This is a genomic window from Natronolimnobius sp. AArcel1, assembly GCF_011043775.1.
Classification (GTDB): Archaea; Halobacteriota; Halobacteria; order Halobacteriales; family Natrialbaceae; genus Natronolimnobius.
The window spans coordinates 38,487-54,904 of sequence record NZ_JAAKXY010000009.1; the positions used below are offsets into that span (position 1 = coordinate 38,487).

The following is a 16,418-nucleotide window of genomic DNA, read 5'->3' on the forward strand; positions in this document are numbered from 1 at the left end:
ATGAGCACGACGCAGGTACACGCCAATCTGACGGAGGAACAGGTACGCCAGATCAGCGAGGATCTCGAGGAACCCGAGTGGCTGCTCGAGACTCGTCTCGAGGCTCTCGAGGCCCTCGAAGACCTCGACATGCCCGACGTTATCCGGACGCCGGGTCGTGACTGGACGAATCTTCACGAACTCGACTACGAGTCGCTCGTCGATCCGCTAAACGCAGCCGAGGACAAGGATCAGGTCGGCCCAGACGAGGTCGACGTGTTGCCGTGGGCCGAGGCCGTTGCCGAGCACGAAGACCTCATCAAAGAACACTTCGGCTCGATCGTCGACCCACAGGAGAACTATCTGACGGCGCTGTCAACAGCGCTGTTCAGTACCGGAACCGTCATCTACGTCCCCGAAGGCGTCGACGCCGAGGACGTCACCATCCGAACCGAGCAAAACTCCCGCTCGCTGTTCAATTACACGCTCGTCGTCACTGAAGAATCGAGTTCAGTGACGATTCTCGAGCGCCAATCGACGGGCGAAGAGCAGGACGAACAGTACTACAGCGGTATCGTTGAGGTCATCGCTGGCGAGAACAGCAACGTCCAGTACGGGAGTCTCCAGAACCTCTCTGAGGAAGCGTACAACTTCTCGCTCAAGCGCGGCGACGCAGACACGTACGCGACAATTGACTGGATCGAAGTCAACCTCGGAACGCAACTGACGAAATCCGGCGTCTCGACGGAGCTCAACGGCGACTCCTCGGAAACACAGATCGTCGGCGCGTTCTACGGCCACAACGACCAGCACTTCGACATCGACGCGAAAGTCTGGCACCGCGCCGAGCACACGACGGCAGACCTCGTCACCCGCGGTGTCACGGACGACGTTGCCCGCTCGGTTTATGAGGGTGTTCAGGATGTTGGTCGCAGTGCGTGGGACACGAGTTCCTACCAGCGCGAAAATACGTTGATGCTCTCAGACGAGTCCGAGGCCGACGCCTCGCCGAAACTGATCATCAACAACCACGACACCGAAGCATCCCACAGCGCGACAGTCGGCCAGATCGACCAGGAGGACCTGTTCTACATGACCTCCCGCGGTGTCGATCCGCGCGCCGCGCGCAATATGCTCGTCGAAGGCTTCTTCGTCCCCGTCATGGAAGAGATCGCCGTCGACGAACTCCGTGAGGACCTCGAGGAACTGGTCGGCGCTCGACTCCGCCAGCGCGAGTAACGACCTCGTCGGTATTTTTCGGTTTGTGCGGTGTATCTCGCCATCGACTATCGAGTGGACTCGAGGCACTCTCCGAGACGACTAAGTGACCCCAGGCCCCTTATCGGGATATGAGTTTAGGACAGCGTGTCTCGAGCGACCACCAGCTGGCCCGATTGCTCCAGATCGGGGTCGTGCTGGAGGAGGTCGTCGAGTCACGTGCCGCCCATCATCGCGAGTCGCTCCCACCCGAGGACCGGGCGGACCTCGATGATGCAGTACAAGCACTGCTCGATGAGGCCACCGAGGAATCGGCCGAGCATCGTGCGCAACTCGAGGCATTGATCGACGAACTCGACGCTGAGACGGTTCCGTACGAGGAGATCAACGCCTTAGTCGATGCTCAGTACGGCCCGCCCGAAGACACCGACGGCGTCCTCTACGATCAACTGGCAAACGAGGAGACGGCCTACAAGTTCTACGACGACCTCATTGAGGCAATCGAAGCCTCCGAAAGCGACTTTGCGATTGACCGCGAGCGCGTCCTCGAGACGCTGTATGAGATCCGTGCAGAAGAACGAGAGGGTGTCGAAGCGGTCACACAGATCATGGAGCAACGAGCATGAACGGGACGACGGGCCACTCCAAGGCGCGAGCAGTGGCTGTGGCCATCGAGACGGACACTATCACCGGAGGGACGCGATGAATACAGCAGATCAGTATCTCAAAGCGGTCTATCTCGCACAACGAATCGAAGACGGCCCCGCATCGACGGGTACACTGGCCGACCTTCTCGAGGTGAGTCCAGCCAGCGTCAACGAGATGATCGGCAAACTCGAGGAGCGCGGACTGGTCGAACACGAGAAATACAAGGGAGCGGCGCTCACCGACGAGGGCCTCGAGCGTGCCCATGATGCCCTCCAGACCTACTGTATCATCGAGCGCTTCCTCGCGAACGTCCTCGAGGTCGAAGAGTTTCGCGACGAGGCCCGCGCACTCGAGAGCGTCATCGACGATACAGTTGCCGAGCGACTTGATACGATCATCGACCGTCCAGCGGAGTGTCCGGACTGTTTCGATGTCGAACGCGATTGCTGTAAGTTGCTCGAAGTCGGGACGCACGCGGAGTAAGCGCGCTCGGTCGCCGTCGGTTATCGCTCATCGCCGAATCGGATGTAGCGGTGGCCAATGATGGCAGCAATGGCCAGCGCGACGATGACTGTCAGTGAGAGCCCGAACGGGAGTCTCGAGGTGTCTCCAGTCCAGTCAGCCTCGAAGACTGTTGCGTAGTACGTCGCGGCAGCCTCTCCATGGAGTGCAACGAGGACTTCGCGATTGTTCTGAAACGCGTTTTCGTTCCAGTTGGCACTGCCGACCACCGCGACCTCCTGATCGATAATCACGCCTTTTGCGTGGATTTTCTCGAACTGGTCGGTGTCTTCGACGAGTCGGGCCTCAAGTGAGGCGTCGTCATCGACGGCCTGCTCGAGGGAGGCCGCGACGGCAGCGTTGTCGTCCTCGTTGTACCACATCGAGTCCAGCAAGATTTTGACCTCGACACCGTCGTTTGCCGCCTCGATCACGGTATCGACGAGCGCGAGGTCTGCATCCAGGCTGGCTTGTTTGAGCAGAATCTCCTCGTCAGCATCGGCAAGCAGTTCCTCGAGACGAGGCTCGGCGTTATCGGGGGCAACGAGAAGTTCTGCTGACTCGAGGTCAACAGACGCGGGGTCGTGAGTCGCGGGGAACGGCTGGCTTGCGTCGCTTTCGTCCGCAACGAACGTTGCGTTCGATCGATAGGCGTTGTTCGATTCGGTATCCCAGCCCTCGAAGTCGCTTTCAAAGACGGTTTCGAGGGCTGTTGCAAGCTCGTCGTCCTCGAGCGTGACACCCCAACCACGACTGGATTCGCCGCCGACACCCGAGGGATTCCAGTTTTCGCTCATGACGACAATGTGGTCGTCGGCGATGGCGTACTTCGGATGATGAAATCGATAGCGAGCGCCCTCGCCACCGGTCGCTCGGACGTCGACACCACTTTGATCGAGTTTCTTGAGGAGGGGTTCGGTCGTCTCTGAGGTGCCGCCGACAGGTCCGCTCTCAAGAAGAACGGCCACGTCGACGCCGCGTTCGTCGGCCGCAATGAGTTCATCGACAACGTCCTCGGAAGTGAACGTGTACCCTGCAAGCACGAGTCGGTGCTCTGCCTCGCGGATGGTCTCGAGTGCCACGTCAGGTCCGTCCGGAAGGACGAACGCCGTCGCTGACTCGACATCGGCGTTTGTGGCTGGGAGGCAGGTCGCATCTCGTGGCCACCACTGCCCGTCTGGGGATGTGGTCGATTCACCACTCATCTCGCCAGCAGCATTCGAGGTGCGATACCAGCGGTCGGCAAGCGGCGCTCGGTCGTACGACACCTGATCGATGGTGTCTCCGTCTTCGGAAAGCGAGAGGGTATCGCCATCGGCAGCGAGCCGGAGCGCCCCCTCGAGTTCGAGCACGCGATGGTCAGTCATCGTCTCGGTTTTGTTGGGGTCCATGCTGAGGGCGACGCGACCGGAGACGGTTTTGTTCGGCAGGCTCGCGGTCGTGTGGCCGTCGGTGAGTGTCCAGTTCTCGAGTGTCGTTTCCGGTGGTGTCTCGAGCACAAGGTGTTCGCCGACGTTGCCGTGTGTCGTCGGATTCGGGTAGAGTTCGACGATTCGTGGCTCGGCGGGCTCGGTGGGTTCGCTCGAGTCACCGTCGGCTGCGATTGATTGCTCTGTGAACGCTGGTTCAGCCGCGTGGGCGATCTGTGCCCGCGGACACACTGGGTCGACGGAGTCTAATTCGCCCTCGAGATCACCGTTGGTGGCACTCCCTGCTGGGTTGGGTTCGGCGCTGGCTTCGAGTGTCGCGACACCGGCGATGCCGGCACCGATGGCACCGGTTGTAATGGCCGTGACGGCGAGTAACCACCAGATGAGCGATCGACGCATCGCTCACTCTGGTCGCCCATTCGTATGTAAACCCTCGGATGATAGTGGACACGAGAGACGTGGTGGTGCTGCGAGCGTGTTCCGGCAACGAGTACTTGTCTCTCCGCCCCGACGTATCGACTAGCCGGATGAACAATCAGTATGGATCGATCGAGGACCTCGAGCAAGCAACGCTCGATGAATCTATCGACGACGTTCTGCGGTTACTCGCCCAGCCGTACGTGCGTACGACGATTAGAACCCTCTACTCGCGCCCGGATACGACGGTCGAACAAATAGCCGTTGTCACCGCCGGCTCAGTTGCGGTCACCGACGATCACATTACGACCAAAGAGGAGTTCGATGAGATTCAGCTTCACCTCTATCACGCAACGTTGCCGCGACTCGAGCGCTACGGCTGGATCGACTTCGACTACGAGGCGGACACCGTAACTGAAACCGGCATTCCAGACCCAATTTATGCGTTTTTGGGAGTTGACATGGACGAATGAAAACCCTGCGTGCGGTGTTCGACTCGGTCAGGGCCCAACAGAAACAACTTGAGGTGTATACACCGGACACCGAGACGGCTGGCGATCTCGAACAACAGTTTTCGACGCGACACGTCGATGTCGTTCGTCGCTCGCTGACGGAACAGGACGGACCCGGATTCGTTGTTATTCGAGACCAAAGCGGTGATTTTCTGGCCGCAGTCGGCCTCGATCGATTCGAGGCGTTGTTTGCACCCGACGATCACCCTCCGTGGGAGTTTGACGGCTCAACTGAGGAACTCCGTGATCTGTTCGATTTCCTTGAGAATACGTTCTTTAGCTCCGCTGACCGGCAACAAATGCTGGCTGCAGCCCGTGAAATCGAAGAGCGCGCGTGGCGCACTGGCGAAGGCACGCTATACACCGGCTTCCAGACCGAGCCAGCGTTAACAGCACAAACCGATGTCTACGACCAATTGGGTGTTCGAAATGGACTTTCGGTGGTCGCTTTCGTACGCGATAAGTGGAGTGGCTCACTCGAGAACGTGACCGTTGTAACAGACCCGGCCGAAGAACTCGGCTCGTTCTGGTTCGTGGTTTTCGATGGCGGTGGTCACAACAACCAACAGTGTGCCCTGCTGGCTGAAGAACGAGATATGGACTCATTTTATGGCTGCTGGACATACGAGCCCGATATTGTCGCCGAACTCGTCGCGTATCTCGAGTCGACGTACTGCCGCGAGTAGCTGGCCGCTCATTGTCTCTGACTGGAAACGCAATACTGTAGTCCGCTCAGGCGACCGGCTCAAGGTCGACGTTGTCGGCTTCGGCTTTGACGAGGTAGGCGCGGTCGTCGTCATACTCGGCAACGATCTCGAGCGCCTCGAGCGTGCCGATCTGTGTGAGTGCCCAGGCGGCACTCGCACGAACGCGGTCTTCGTCGTCATCCGCGAGCACGTCTGCGAGGGGGTCGATCGTGCGTGTATCGCCGATCAGTCCAAGGGCGCGGGCGGCCCAACTTCGGACATCGGGGTTGTCTTCGGCGAGTTGCTGGGCAATCGGCTCAACAGCGTCTGTCGCCCCGATTTCGCCGAGTGCTCTGAAGGCGGGCTTTTGCAGGTCTGGGTTGGAATCGACGTAATCAGCGAGCGCGTCGACGACTTGCTCGTCTGCAACGCCAATCTTGCCGAGAATACGCATTGCCGCTTTGTCTCGACGGCCAGCCTTCTGGACCATCGGCTCGATGGCCTCTTCGGGCCCCATCCGCTCGAGTGACTCGAGGCAGTGGTCTTCCATGAACTCCGAGCCAAGGCTGTCGTAGGCCAGCAGGATCTGGTCGACGTTGCCTCGTTTCTCGTGGACTTTCAGGGCGTGCCACTCCGGCGGGAAGTCCTTGACGTGATCCAGCACGTCGTAGAACCCTTCACGGCGAAGTTGTTCGCGCACCTCGAGGTCGGTCCACTCGGTTGCCTCGTCGATATCGCTCTCGAACTCGTCGGTCGCCTCGAGCAGTGCCGCAATCGTCTCGGCGTCGTCATCTGCATCGAGGTCGGCAGCGTCGACGGCGTCAGTGGCCGACTCGAGCGTGTCGCCGAGTTCTTCGCGAACGCGTTGGCCGTCTTCAACTGCGTTGTCCCCAAGTTCGGCACCACTTGCTGGCTCGAGGTCGCTGGGAACGGCAACGTCACTGCCGAGTAGGGCGTTCAGTTCCGCGAGGAAGCCGTCGACGGCCGCGATGATCTCTTCGTCACCCTCGACCGACCAGCGGGTGCCCGTAATCGTTCCGCTGACGCTGTTTATCTCGCTGATGACGTCGTCACCGTAGGGACCGCGCTGATCCTCGAGATCGTCCTCGAGGTCGTCGAGGTCGCTTTCGATGTCATCATAGCGATCCTGCAGTTCCTCCTCGGGTGCGGGTTCGTCGTCTTCGTCATCCTCGTCGTCCGTTTCCGGTGGCTCCGGAATCTCGATCGACTCGAGGTCGTCGCGGAACGAGTCGAGGTCGGCTTCGACGACGTCCAGATCGGGTTCGGTCTCGGCAGCCTCGAGGTTTGAATCCAGTTCCTCGAGGTCATCTTCGAGGCCAGCGAGACGGGTTCGAATGGCCTCGAGATCGACCGATTGTTCCTCGTCCGAGGCGTCCGGCGTGTCGTCACCGTTCGTTTCGTCCTCACTCATGGTACCACCCGGGACGACGCCGACGCGTGACTGTGTTCATGTTCTACGGTCGTGTCAGGATCGCCCTAAGCGTTTCCATGCGCGTCGGTCTCGGCTGTGCGTGTCTCTTCGGCGTCGCGCCAGTAAAACCACGGGCTCAGCGCCATGTACGCGATCCCAAGCGTCAAAAGTGCATACGGGAACGTCCGGCCGGCGAAATTCGGAATCAAAATTGCAAGAACGTGTACGACCCCCATGATTCCGGCATCGCGTGCGAGCAAATCGGGGTAGCGGATTCGCGAGACCATCAGGTAACAGAACGCCGCAGTGATTGCAAGGATCAGCCACGGATCGGCGACGCCAGCCAGAATCGCTGCGCCGAGAATCGTGGCGGCGAGCGTCGTCTGGACACCCTCGGTATAGTTCCCAGAGATGTCGTAGGCGGTGTACATACCGAGACGGACAACGGCAGCCGCGACGAACAGCGAACAGACGACAGCGACGAGTACGAGTTCGAGTGTGACGGTCTCGAGGGTGATCGTCAACCCGTCAGTAACGACGATAAAGGCGAGGACCGCGGGGGCGACAGCGAAGGAGGCCACGTCAGCGAGCGAATCGAGGTACGGGCCAGCCTCGGTGCCGCCGTACCGACGGGCGAGGAGCCCATCGAGACCGTCGGCAACGGCAGCCAGCAAGATGAGTCGAGCGGCGAGTTCGATATCAACGAGGGCGACGACGACGGCGACAAATCCGAGCGCAGCGTTGGCGACGGTCACTGCGTCGGCAATGCCAAGCCGGCCGACGAACCGCGGGAGCATATGCGCGGAATCGACGGGCCGGTACCTTACGTGTTTTTGTTTTAGCATGCCTGGCGGTGGTCGTTCGATGAGTCCAAGCGTGCGGGAACGAACCGGGGTCGTTATATCTCCTGCAGGCCGAGTGTCTGATATGAACCGGCGCGTCTATCTCGCCGCCGCTGGAACCTCCGTTGCTGCCAGTCTTGCAGGGTGTACGTCCGCATTGAATCTCTTTGATGACTCATCGTCAACCCCCTGTAGCGACGACGACTGTGATATCGGCATGAGTCGGAACTCGTTTCTCCCAGAGGAGTACGAGGCCACAGTCGGCGACACCGTCGTCTGGATGAACACGAGCGGTGCCGACCACACCGTCACCGCACTCGAGGACGGCATTCCCGACGACGCGGAGTACTTTGCAAGCGGCGGCTACGACGATGAAGAAACCGCTCGAGCAGACTGGCACGACTCGATGGGCGGTCGAATTGGGCCAAGACAGACGTTCGAGCACACGTTCGAGATTCCGGGGCGATACGTCTATATCTGTGAGCCACACTTCGAACCCGGGTCGATGTCCGGTGTCGTTATTGTCTCTGAGTAAGAGAGTGCGGTTTTAGACTCGCGTACGAAAGCCGCCAGTTCTTGCCGATGACGCTCCGACATACTGTACGATGATTTGACTGACGGTCGCGAAAAAGGCAGCAACGTACGGCTACAAACGATACGGCATTCCCGGCGCAGTCGCCTCCGGTGCGGTTGCACTGGGCGTCTATATTGGCGTTCGGCGTGTCCTCCGGTCCGCAACGGACAACGCAGACGCGGAGGTCGACGCCGAGACGCTTACGCAAGCGGTCGATGAAGGCAGTCTCGAGGACGTCCCCGGTGTCGGCTCCGAGCACGGGAACCAGTGAGTTACGCAGTAAATCGGTGGACCGCGATGTGAGCCGCGTTATTCGCCGCGAAGTTCGTCCATGTGGTCGATCCGTTGCTGGACGAGGTCGGGTTTGCCGATGTCGTGGCGCATGTGCAGTCCCTCCTCGCCAGCGACTGCGAGGGCGTCCTCGGCGATCGCTTCGGCCTCCGTAATCGAATCCGCGAGCCCGACGAGTGCGAACGATCTCGAGGTCGTCGTGTAGATGCCGTCGTCGCGTTCGTCCACGCTGGCGTAGTACAGCAGTGCGTCGCCCGCACTCTCTTCGTCTACCTTCACTTTTGCCCCGGCGTCGGGATCCGTCGGATACCCGTCCGGCACAGCGTACTTACAGACCGTTGCCTGATCCGCAAACTCGAGGGCAGGCACCGACTCGCCGTTGCGGGCGGCCACGAGTACGTCGAGGAAGTCCGTCTCGAGGACCGGCAGCGTGTTCATCGCCTCAGGGTCGCCAAAGCGGGCGTTGAACTCGATGACTTTCGGCCCCTCGCTGGTCAGCATGTACTGGCCGTAGAGAATGCCACGATAGTCTGCGAGTTCGTCGACGGTCGCCTCGATGATCGAGACGGCCTCGTCGTAGTCGTCGTCGGTCATAAACGGCAGCGCCGTTGCGGCGTCGGAGTAGCTCCCCATCCCGCCGGTGTTTGGTCCCTCGTCACCCTCGTAGGCGCGTTTGTGATCCTGGACGGCAGGCGCAGTCTCGAACGAGCCGTTGGCGACGAACGCCTGCACGGTGAACTCCTCGCCGATGAGTCGTTCCTCGAGCACGATCCGGTCGTAGTCGGAGTCACGAATGTACTCCTTGCCCTCCTCGGGCGTGACCTGCTCGCCGATGACTTTGACCCCCTTCCCGCCCGTGAGCCCAGCGGGCTTGATTACAAGGTCGCCGTCGTACTCGTCGATAAAGTCACACGCCGCCTCCGAGTCGTCGAACGTCTCGAAATCCGGACAGCCCGGAATGTCGTGTTCCGCCATAAACCGGCGCTGGAACGCCTTGTCCGTCTCGATGCGGGCATCGGCCTCTTTCGGGCCGAACGGGTAGACGCCTGCGTTCTCGAGTTCGTCTGCAACACCGGCCTCGAGCGGTGCTTCCGGGCCGATAACGGCAATCGTCGCGTTGACTTCCTCAGCGTACTCGACGACGGCCTTCGGGTTCGTCGTCTCGAGCGTCTCGAAGTCCTTCGCAATCTGTGCGATGCCGGGATTGCGGTTCCCGGCGCAGGCGTAGAGGTCTGCCTCGCTATCCTCGAGCGCGCGGGCGATTGCGTGTTCACGGCCGCCGCCACCGATCAGGAGCACGTTCTCTCGCATGGTCGACAACGGAACGCACGAACCTGTAAGCGTTGCTCTTTCCTCGAGTGAAAGTATGCACGGGTGTGTCTACTGTCGTTGTCCTTGGAGATCTTCTCTCGCTAGCGCGAGCCCTTGTTTCGGCTGGGACGTGAACACTGATCGTGTAGCTACGACTAAGAACCGCGAGGGCTATCCGCTGAGATCATTGAGGCGTGCTGGGTGACGCAGTCAACCAGTAAGGACTGTTGGAGTGTTCAGAAGAGATATGACTATTCGAAAACCAGTTTCTGCTAATGCTCGAGTGGTTTGGCGGTGTGTCGAACGTCATCAGCCTCGCAATCCCGCTGTTCGGTCTGGCTCTGCTCGTAGCGCTCTCGAAGATCACCGAGACGAACCGTAGTCAACAGTACATCATCCCCGCGTTTTGCTGTTGGGCTGGGTTCCACCTCGTGATTGCCCTTCGAGAGGGAACGCTCGTCGCTGTTCCTCGCCTCGTTGGAGCCAGTCTTGCAACCGTGCTGTTGATTGGGTTTATCGTGTTGTTCTTCCGCGGTCTGTTCGAACTGTGGCAGTTACGAGACACAGTCTCAATGCGGCCCTAACGCATCCGAGTGAACGACTCAAGCGTAAAATAGCGGTGGCCGCCGGTCGCCGCCGTATTCTTCGGATGGAACATCCTCGAGCACGTCGTCTCCAGCATCACCGAGCAACTGATCGAGGATGTCCACGGCGGCATCGCGATGGAGCGGCTGGTTGTCGTTCCCGCACTGCTCGTCCATCACGCAGGCGGGACAGCCATCGACGCGGCCGCAGTCGCAGTCCGCAATGTGCTCGCGTGCTCGCCGCGCGACCGCCTCGAAGTTCTCGTAGATCGCTCGCGCAAAGCCGAGGCCGCCGTCGATGCCGTCGTAGATGAACCAGCCGCTGGCTGGCTCGTGCTTGAGTCCCATCGCAATTTCTCGGACGGTTGCCTCGGCGGCGGCGATGTTCTTCGGGGCGGCGGTGTCGTCTGCTGCATTCTCGTTCATATCCGCGTCCGCTTCGACACTGTCCTGTGCGAGATGCGAGTCGATTGAGAGCGTCGCCAGCCCCCCGAGGTCGCGCTTGTCGACCATCAACTCGAGCGGGGCGACACCAATCGTCGCGTGTTCGGCGGCGTGAAGCCCGCCCGCGTAGCCGAGGTGGGCCGTCTCCGCGAACTCACCGTCCATCTCTGGGACTGAAAAGTCGCGGTATTTCTCGACCAACGCGTCCTCGATAGATTGGGGTACCTCGAGCCAGCAGAGGTGGGTGTCGATGGACAGCGGCGGGTTCTCCGTGGGGATTGCCTGTGCTTTCTTTTTGCCGCCGTGGACAGCCACCTTGTCGTAGGTGCCGTGATAGACCAGTACCCGACCGCGACCGAAATGCAGCGTAAAGTCGCCGATGTCGCGGGATTTCTCCGAAACCGCATCGAGTACGGTCACGTCGGTTTGCGTGCGCGTGTAGTAGTCCACGTCGGTCGGTTGCAGCGTTACCGACGGTCGGGGTGCGTCGTGATCGACAGCGGTCACTTCGTACTGCCTCCCCTGATGCAATCGGACTGCTCCCTCGTGAAAATCCCGCAAGACCCGCTCTTCTGCGAGCGGTTCCATCTCGGGATCGTGGCGTTCATCAACGCCGTCGGCGAGTTGTACTTCGTACTCCTCGCCCGTCGTCGCGTACAGCGAGACGGACCCCTGCGGACGCGGCGGCCCGACGTAAGAGACACCCGTCTCGAGTGCGCCCTGTACCTGCCCGGCGCGTCGCCACATCTCGACGGCGCGCTCGAGTCGCTCGCGCTCGGCGAACGCGCCGGCATCGGATTCATCGAGTGCGAGTTCGTCCGCTGCACACCGCAGGTGGGTGGCGAAGACGGCGTCGTTGTCGATATCGACCACCGCGTCCTCGACGTCGTTCTCGAGTAAGTAGTCGGGGTGGGTGATGACGTACTGATCCAGCGTCCGGTGCTCGGCGACGAGCACGGAGAGCGCACGCTTTTCACCCCGGCCCGCGCGGCCGATCTGCTGCCAGAATGATTGGCGCTGGCCGGGATAGCCCAACTGCACGGTGGCGTCCATCTCGCCGATATTGATGCCTAATTCGAGGGCGTTGGTCGAGGCTACACCGTCCAAAAGTCCGGTCTTGAGCTGGTGTTCGGTGCCGTGGCGCTTCTTTCGTGAGTGGCCTGCGTGATAGGGTTCGATTCCGTTTCTGCGGCCCGGATTCGTGTAGTAGTGATTCTCCTCACGGAACTTCGCGGCGCGTTTGACCGACAGTTCCGCGAGCTTTCTCGAGGGCGTAAACAGCAGCGTCTGGGCGTCCTGATAGGTGAGATGTGAGAGGAGACGCGGCGCTTCGACGGTGGCGGGGACGCGCTCGAGGATGGCGTCTGTGGGGTCTCCCTCTAACCCTTCGCCGGGGTCGTCTTCGCGCGCCTGTGGCGGCGGGTTCCAGAGTACCAGATCCCGCGGCCCTGTCGGTGAGCCGTCCTCGTCGACGACGGTGACGCACTCGTCGATCAACGTCTCGGAGTGCTCGCCGGGATTGCCGATGGTCGCGCTCGTCAGCACGTACTGTGGCTCCGCGCCGTAGTACTCGAGCACGCGTTTCAACCGGCGGATGATCCAGGCGACGTGCATCCCGTGGACGCCGGTGTAGGTGTGGGATTCGTCGATCACGAGGAGGTCACAGGCCGAGAGAAAGCGCGCCCAGCGGTCGTGGTCGTGCAGGTAGGTGTTCACGCCCGCGAAGTTCGTGATGATCACGTCAGCTTCCTCGCGAATCCGGCGTCGGTTCTTGCCGCGTTCCGTATCGCCGTCGTACACCGCAACCGTGATCTCGAGGCCGAGGTCGTCGTAGAGGTCGTTGAGTTCGCGCTCCTGATCCCGCGAAAGCGCCTTCGTCGGATAGCAGACGTACGCCGTCGATTCCTCACCTCGAGCGCGCGCCTTGAGGACGTTTCGGGCGATCTGGAGCGCGTAGATTCGGGTCTTCCCCGACGATGTGCTCGTCGCGACGCAGACATTCTCCTCGCGCGCGAGCGCAGAGAGCGCGTCAGCCTGATGCGAGTAGAGGTCGTACTCGAGTGGAGCCGCGAGTTCAGATCGCAGGATCTCTTCGTTCGGGACTGTTTCGGCGTCTCGACCGGGTAACTCGAGGGTCGCGATATCGTCCTCTGCACGGTAGCCGGGGAAGGTATCGACCAGTTCGTCGCCGGTGATCGCTACGTCCGCTGTGTCGGTGTCGCGGTGCTCGCTCATCTAAAAATCACTCAGTCCGGTTTGCTCGCTGGCAGTCTCATCGCGCGTCTTTCGTGCACTGCTGGCCTCGTTCCGTTTCGAGTCCGTCGCTGTACTCGAGCCCCACTCCGTCGTCGACCTCGAGTCTCTGGCCTCGCTATGCGGTGCCTCCCGCAGTTGCTCGTAGACGTGCCACAGCGCCCGGCAGTCGTCCTCGCAGTAGGCTTCGTGGCGCTCCCACTCGAGTGGCGTGCCCGTGCGCATGAATCGCTGGTACGCCGCCGCAGTCTGTGCGCCGTCGAGACCCGTTGCGGCGTCCTCGTAGCCCACCGCGGACGCGACGGCCTCGAGTTTGTTGGTCCGACCGGGGAGCATTGCGTTCTCGTCGCGAATGGCCCAGAGATACAGATCAAACTTGGGAATTGACTCCCACTCCTCGGCGTAGTAGGGGACGTGTGTGGCGATGAACGCGCCCAGATGTCGATAGTCGAAGCGCCAGCCGTTCCACGTCAGCAGCGCGCGATTCGGGTGAACGCCGAGCAGCCAGTCACAAAAGGCCTCGAGCACGGACGCCGAATCGCTCGGATCGTCGCGTTCGACGAACGCACGATACTCGTCGCTTGCGGGGTCGTAGACGCCGATCTGCCAGATGATCGTCGGCGAGAGCCCGTCGGTCTCGATATCGATGCAAAGTGGGGGCGTCGACCAATCCTCGCCCGGCAGCGACTCGTCGGTGAGTCTGCGTGGCTCGCCCGTCTCGAGGACTGCCGCGTGCTGGTGCATCGTCTGTGCACGCTCGCGACCAACGCCGGGGAGAGCTGCCAGCTGCTCAGTCGGCATCTCGAGCAACTCCGCTCGTGCGGTCACACCGTGCTCGGCGAGTCGGGTCGCTGTTTTCGGGCCGATTCCGGACACCGCCTCGAGGCCGAAGTCCGTCGCCGAATACGTCTCGATGGTCGCGACGCCCTCAGCCTCGAGTTCGAGCAGTGCGAGTGAGGCCGCGTTGCCGTAGCCTTCGACCGGACCGACGCCCTGTACGCGGACGGAAACACAGTCGTCTCCGGCGGGTTCGCAGGCGAGCCCGGGGTCGTGGTCGACGCGCTGAACTGCGCCTGTCTCGGCCTCGAGATGCCACAACTCGTCGTAGCCCGCGGATTCGGCTCCCGTCAGGACGGTCGTCACGCAGCCGGACGGAAGCGCTGCAGCGAGGGTGTCGGCGTGCTCGAGCGTGGTCTCGAGTTCGGTCGGGCGTGTCTCCGTCGCGATATCGTCACAGAGGAGTGCGAGTGGCTTCGTGGATTGCAGCGTCCTCGAGACAGATTCTGGCTGCGCGGACATTGCTCTCGCTCCGTGCGCTATCGCAATTTCTCTATCGCCGACTGTCTGAAGACCGACGCCCTCTGTGGCGGTCTCGAGCGGCGGGTGAAACGCCGGTGCGTCGAACGAACTGCGCGCACGCGCGAACGACTGTGGCTCACGCGAGGGACCAAGCACCCAGACGGCGTCGGGCTCGAGCGTCGCGTCGATATCCGCAAGCGTCGCCACCGGCCGGTCACGGAGTGCAGCCGGTGGCACGGCAAGGAGGTGGGAGCCGTCTCGAGCGGTCATCGGTTACTGGTCGGGAGGCGCGGGGGGACAAAGAGGGTTTGGACGGTGCGGTGGAAGTGAAGTGCTCGAGTCGTCCGAACCCACTATGTAGGGTCGCTTCAAATGAGGCGATAATGCAACAGTACCTCGAGTTAGTCGACGCGGCGCTGTCGGAGGGGGCGTACAAGCCCAACCGAACCGGCGTCGATACGATTTCGTCGTTCAGCGAGCACTACGAGATTGACCTGCAAAAGGGGTATCCGCTGCTCACGACGAAGAAACTGGATGGCTTTCGCTGGAACTCGATGATCCACGAGATGTGCTGGTATCTCTCCGGCGACGAGCACATCCGCGACCTGCGCGAGGAGACCAAAATTTGGAACGCCTGGGCGGACGACGAAGGACATCTCGATACCGCCTACGGTCGCTTCTGGCGACGCTATCCCGTTCCCGAAGAGCCGGCACAACTCCCGGGCGAGTCCTGGCCCGACGCCGACCAGCAGTGGGTCACCGAGGAAGCTGATGGTCGACGGACGTTCGACCAACTGCAGTACGTCATCGACACGCTCTCGGATTCGCCGACCTCGAGGCGGCTCGTCGTCAACGCCTGGCACCCTGCAAACGCCACCATTTCGACGCTGCCGCCCTGCCACTACTCGTTCGTGTTCAACGTCCAGGGTGACCGGCTGAACTGCCACCTCACGCAGCGCTCGGGCGATATCGCACTTGGTATCCCGTTCAATATCGCGGCGTACTCGCTCCTGACGAAACTCATCGCCCAGCAGACCGGCTTCGAACCCGGCACGTTCGCCCACACCGTCGTCGACGCCCACGTCTACTGCGGCCGCGGCGCGCGCGGGGAATGGTACGCCGACAATCTCGAGGCCCTCCAAACGCGCCTCGCCGACGTCGACGACCGCGAGGAGTACCTCATAGTCAAGGAGTGGCTCGAGTCCGAAGCGCCCGCCGAAGCCGAGGGCGACGAACGGAAAGACCACGTGCCCGGTCTCCTCAAGCAACTCTCCAGAGAGCCACTCGAGCGCCCGACGCTCGAGATTGCAGATGTCTCGATTGACGAACTCACCGCGGAGGATGTCGAGATCAAAGACTACGAGTCCCACGACGGGATCACATTCGGAGTGGCCGAATGAGCGACGGTGGGGCCGACAGCGTGCGTGCTGCAGACGACCTCGAGCGCGAACTCGTTGGCATCGTCGCCGTCGCCGACAACGGCATCATCGGCAAGGACGGAGACATGCCATGGCACATTCCCGAGGATCTGGCTCACTTCAAAGAGACCACGATGGACCACCCGGTCATCATGGGCCGCGTCACCTACGAGGGCATTCTCGAGGCGCTCGGCGAACCCTTGCCCGGGCGGACGACGGTCGTCCTCACGAGTCGCGACCTCGAGACCCCCGATAACGCCGTGACGGCAGGCAGTCTCGAGGAGGCACTCGAGAAGGCCGAGCAGGCTGCACGCGTACGCCACGACGACGCTGACCGCATCTTCGTCGCGGGCGGCGCAACCGTCTACGAGCAGTTCCTGCCCGCCCTCGAGCGCCTGATTAGTACGGAGGTTCACCGAGAACCCGACGGGGATACGCAGTTTCCGGACTGGAATAGGAAGACGTGGAACGAACTCGAGCGCGACGAGCGCGATGGCTTCGCGTTCGTCGAGTACGTCCGGTGACTGCAGACCCAGTCACTATTTGAAAATAGTCACTGCATGGCAGTTCAGCACTGTT

Annotated in this window: 15 protein-coding genes; 9 read left to right on the forward strand and 6 right to left on the reverse strand. The window is 61.5% G+C overall.

The annotated features are described in order from the left end of the window. The 3 genes from sufD (at nucleotide 1) to G6M89_RS21350 (ending at nucleotide 2,328) form a co-directional block, all read left to right on the forward strand. Entirely contained in the window at nucleotides 1-1,218 is a 1,218-nt protein-coding gene (sufD, locus tag G6M89_RS21340) for a Fe-S cluster assembly protein SufD (RefSeq protein ID WP_165163913.1), read from the forward strand. Nucleotides 1,219-1,328: 110 nt separating this feature from the next. After that, on the forward strand, nucleotides 1,329-1,823 hold the full coding sequence (locus G6M89_RS21345; RefSeq protein WP_165163914.1) for a ferritin-like domain-containing protein: 495 nt from the start codon (nucleotides 1,329-1,331) through the stop codon (nucleotides 1,821-1,823). Between the two features lie 76 nt (nucleotides 1,824-1,899). Next, complete coding sequence (locus G6M89_RS21350; protein WP_165163915.1) at nucleotides 1,900-2,328, forward strand: metal-dependent transcriptional regulator; 429 nt, start codon at nucleotides 1,900-1,902, stop codon at nucleotides 2,326-2,328. A 20-nt stretch (nucleotides 2,329-2,348) separates the two neighbouring features. On the opposite strand, the gene G6M89_RS21355 is transcribed toward G6M89_RS21350, so the two are convergent. After that, the gene (locus G6M89_RS21355) at nucleotides 2,349-4,175 is read right to left on the reverse strand and encodes a phosphatidylserine/phosphatidylglycerophosphate/cardiolipin synthase family protein (protein WP_165163916.1); all 1,827 of its coding nucleotides are present in this window, start codon (nucleotides 4,173-4,175) and stop codon (nucleotides 2,349-2,351) included. A gap of 128 nt (nucleotides 4,176-4,303) precedes the next feature. Between G6M89_RS21355 and G6M89_RS21360 the strand changes: the two genes are divergently transcribed. Next, nucleotides 4,304-4,666, forward strand: a complete 363-nt coding sequence (locus tag G6M89_RS21360) for a hypothetical protein (RefSeq protein ID WP_165163917.1) — start codon at nucleotides 4,304-4,306, stop codon at nucleotides 4,664-4,666. Further along, a complete protein-coding gene (locus tag G6M89_RS21365) occupies nucleotides 4,663-5,391 on the forward strand; it encodes a DICT sensory domain-containing protein (protein ID WP_165163918.1) in 729 nt (242 codons plus the stop codon). The genes G6M89_RS21360 and G6M89_RS21365 overlap by 4 nt, the downstream gene beginning before the upstream one ends. 46 nt (nucleotides 5,392-5,437) lie before the next feature. Here the strand turns inward: G6M89_RS21365 and G6M89_RS21370 are convergent, their stop codons facing one another. Beyond that, the gene (locus tag G6M89_RS21370; protein WP_165163919.1) at nucleotides 5,438-6,823 is read right to left on the reverse strand and encodes a HEAT repeat domain-containing protein; all 1,386 of its coding nucleotides are present in this window, start codon (nucleotides 6,821-6,823) and stop codon (nucleotides 5,438-5,440) included. A gap of 65 nt (nucleotides 6,824-6,888) precedes the next feature. Beyond that, the gene (locus tag G6M89_RS21375; RefSeq protein ID WP_165163920.1) at nucleotides 6,889-7,620 is read right to left on the reverse strand and encodes a protein sorting system archaetidylserine synthase; all 732 of its coding nucleotides are present in this window, start codon (nucleotides 7,618-7,620) and stop codon (nucleotides 6,889-6,891) included. A 130-nt stretch (nucleotides 7,621-7,750) separates the two neighbouring features. On the opposite strand from G6M89_RS21375, the gene G6M89_RS21380 reads away from it, so the two are divergent. Then, nucleotides 7,751-8,200: a plastocyanin/azurin family copper-binding protein gene (locus G6M89_RS21380; RefSeq protein ID WP_165163921.1), complete on the forward strand. Its 450-nt coding sequence runs from the start codon at nucleotides 7,751-7,753 to the stop codon at nucleotides 8,198-8,200. A gap of 348 nt (nucleotides 8,201-8,548) precedes the next feature. Here G6M89_RS21380 and purD read toward each other — a convergent pair whose 3' ends face one another. After that, nucleotides 8,549-9,841, reverse strand: a complete 1,293-nt coding sequence (gene purD, locus G6M89_RS21385; RefSeq protein ID WP_165163922.1) for a phosphoribosylamine--glycine ligase — start codon at nucleotides 9,839-9,841, stop codon at nucleotides 8,549-8,551. A 275-nt stretch (nucleotides 9,842-10,116) separates the two neighbouring features. Between purD and G6M89_RS21390 the strand changes: the two genes are divergently transcribed. Then, on the forward strand, nucleotides 10,117-10,425 hold the full coding sequence (locus G6M89_RS21390; protein WP_165163923.1) for a hypothetical protein: 309 nt from the start codon (nucleotides 10,117-10,119) through the stop codon (nucleotides 10,423-10,425). Nucleotides 10,426-10,443: 18 nt separating this feature from the next. On the opposite strand, the gene G6M89_RS21395 is transcribed toward G6M89_RS21390, so the two are convergent. Together G6M89_RS21395 and G6M89_RS21400 are read right to left on the reverse strand one after the other, a co-directional pair. Continuing rightward, entirely contained in the window at nucleotides 10,444-13,104 is a 2,661-nt protein-coding gene (locus tag G6M89_RS21395; protein WP_165163924.1) for a DEAD/DEAH box helicase, read from the reverse strand. Further along, nucleotides 13,105-14,691, reverse strand: a complete 1,587-nt coding sequence (locus tag G6M89_RS21400; protein WP_165163925.1) for a ribonuclease H-like domain-containing protein — start codon at nucleotides 14,689-14,691, stop codon at nucleotides 13,105-13,107. It abuts the gene before it with no gap. Nucleotides 14,692-14,804: 113 nt separating this feature from the next. Here G6M89_RS21400 and thyA point away from each other — a divergent pair, with 113 nt between their 5' ends. Both thyA and G6M89_RS21410 read left to right on the forward strand, forming a co-directional pair. Further along, on the forward strand, nucleotides 14,805-15,821 hold the full coding sequence (gene thyA / locus G6M89_RS21405; RefSeq protein ID WP_165163926.1) for a thymidylate synthase: 1,017 nt from the start codon (nucleotides 14,805-14,807) through the stop codon (nucleotides 15,819-15,821). Next, nucleotides 15,818-16,363 carry a dihydrofolate reductase gene (locus G6M89_RS21410; protein WP_165163927.1) on the forward strand — a complete coding sequence of 182 codons (546 nt, stop codon included), beginning with the start codon at nucleotides 15,818-15,820 and terminating at the stop codon, nucleotides 16,361-16,363. The genes thyA and G6M89_RS21410 overlap by 4 nt, the downstream gene beginning before the upstream one ends. Nucleotides 16,364-16,418 lie beyond the last annotated feature (55 nt).

Bases quoted from the DNA above. Each gene is read 5' to 3' on its own strand.
- sufD (WP_165163913.1), top strand. From the start codon at position 1: ATGAGCACGACGCAGGTACACGCCAATCTGACGGAGGAACAGGTACGC.
- G6M89_RS21345 (WP_165163914.1), top strand. From the start codon at position 1,329: ATGAGTTTAGGACAGCGTGTCTCGAGCGACCACCAGCTGGCCCGATTG.
- G6M89_RS21350 (WP_165163915.1), top strand. From the start codon at position 1,900: ATGAATACAGCAGATCAGTATCTCAAAGCGGTCTATCTCGCACAACGA.
- G6M89_RS21355 (WP_165163916.1), bottom strand. From the start codon at position 4,175: ATGCGTCGATCGCTCATCTGGTGGTTACTCGCCGTCACGGCCATTACA.
- G6M89_RS21360 (WP_165163917.1), top strand. From the start codon at position 4,304: ATGAACAATCAGTATGGATCGATCGAGGACCTCGAGCAAGCAACGCTC.
- G6M89_RS21365 (WP_165163918.1), top strand. From the start codon at position 4,663: ATGAAAACCCTGCGTGCGGTGTTCGACTCGGTCAGGGCCCAACAGAAA.
- G6M89_RS21370 (WP_165163919.1), bottom strand. From the start codon at position 6,823: ATGAGTGAGGACGAAACGAACGGTGACGACACGCCGGACGCCTCGGAC.
- G6M89_RS21375 (WP_165163920.1), bottom strand. From the start codon at position 7,620: ATGCTCCCGCGGTTCGTCGGCCGGCTTGGCATTGCCGACGCAGTGACC.
- G6M89_RS21380 (WP_165163921.1), top strand. From the start codon at position 7,751: ATGAACCGGCGCGTCTATCTCGCCGCCGCTGGAACCTCCGTTGCTGCC.
- purD (WP_165163922.1), bottom strand. From the start codon at position 9,841: ATGCGAGAGAACGTGCTCCTGATCGGTGGCGGCGGCCGTGAACACGCA.
- G6M89_RS21390 (WP_165163923.1), top strand. From the start codon at position 10,117: ATGCTCGAGTGGTTTGGCGGTGTGTCGAACGTCATCAGCCTCGCAATC.
- G6M89_RS21395 (WP_165163924.1), bottom strand. From the start codon at position 13,104: ATGAGCGAGCACCGCGACACCGACACAGCGGACGTAGCGATCACCGGC.
- G6M89_RS21400 (WP_165163925.1), bottom strand. From the start codon at position 14,691: ATGACCGCTCGAGACGGCTCCCACCTCCTTGCCGTGCCACCGGCTGCA.
- thyA (WP_165163926.1), top strand. From the start codon at position 14,805: ATGCAACAGTACCTCGAGTTAGTCGACGCGGCGCTGTCGGAGGGGGCG.
- G6M89_RS21410 (WP_165163927.1), top strand. From the start codon at position 15,818: ATGAGCGACGGTGGGGCCGACAGCGTGCGTGCTGCAGACGACCTCGAG.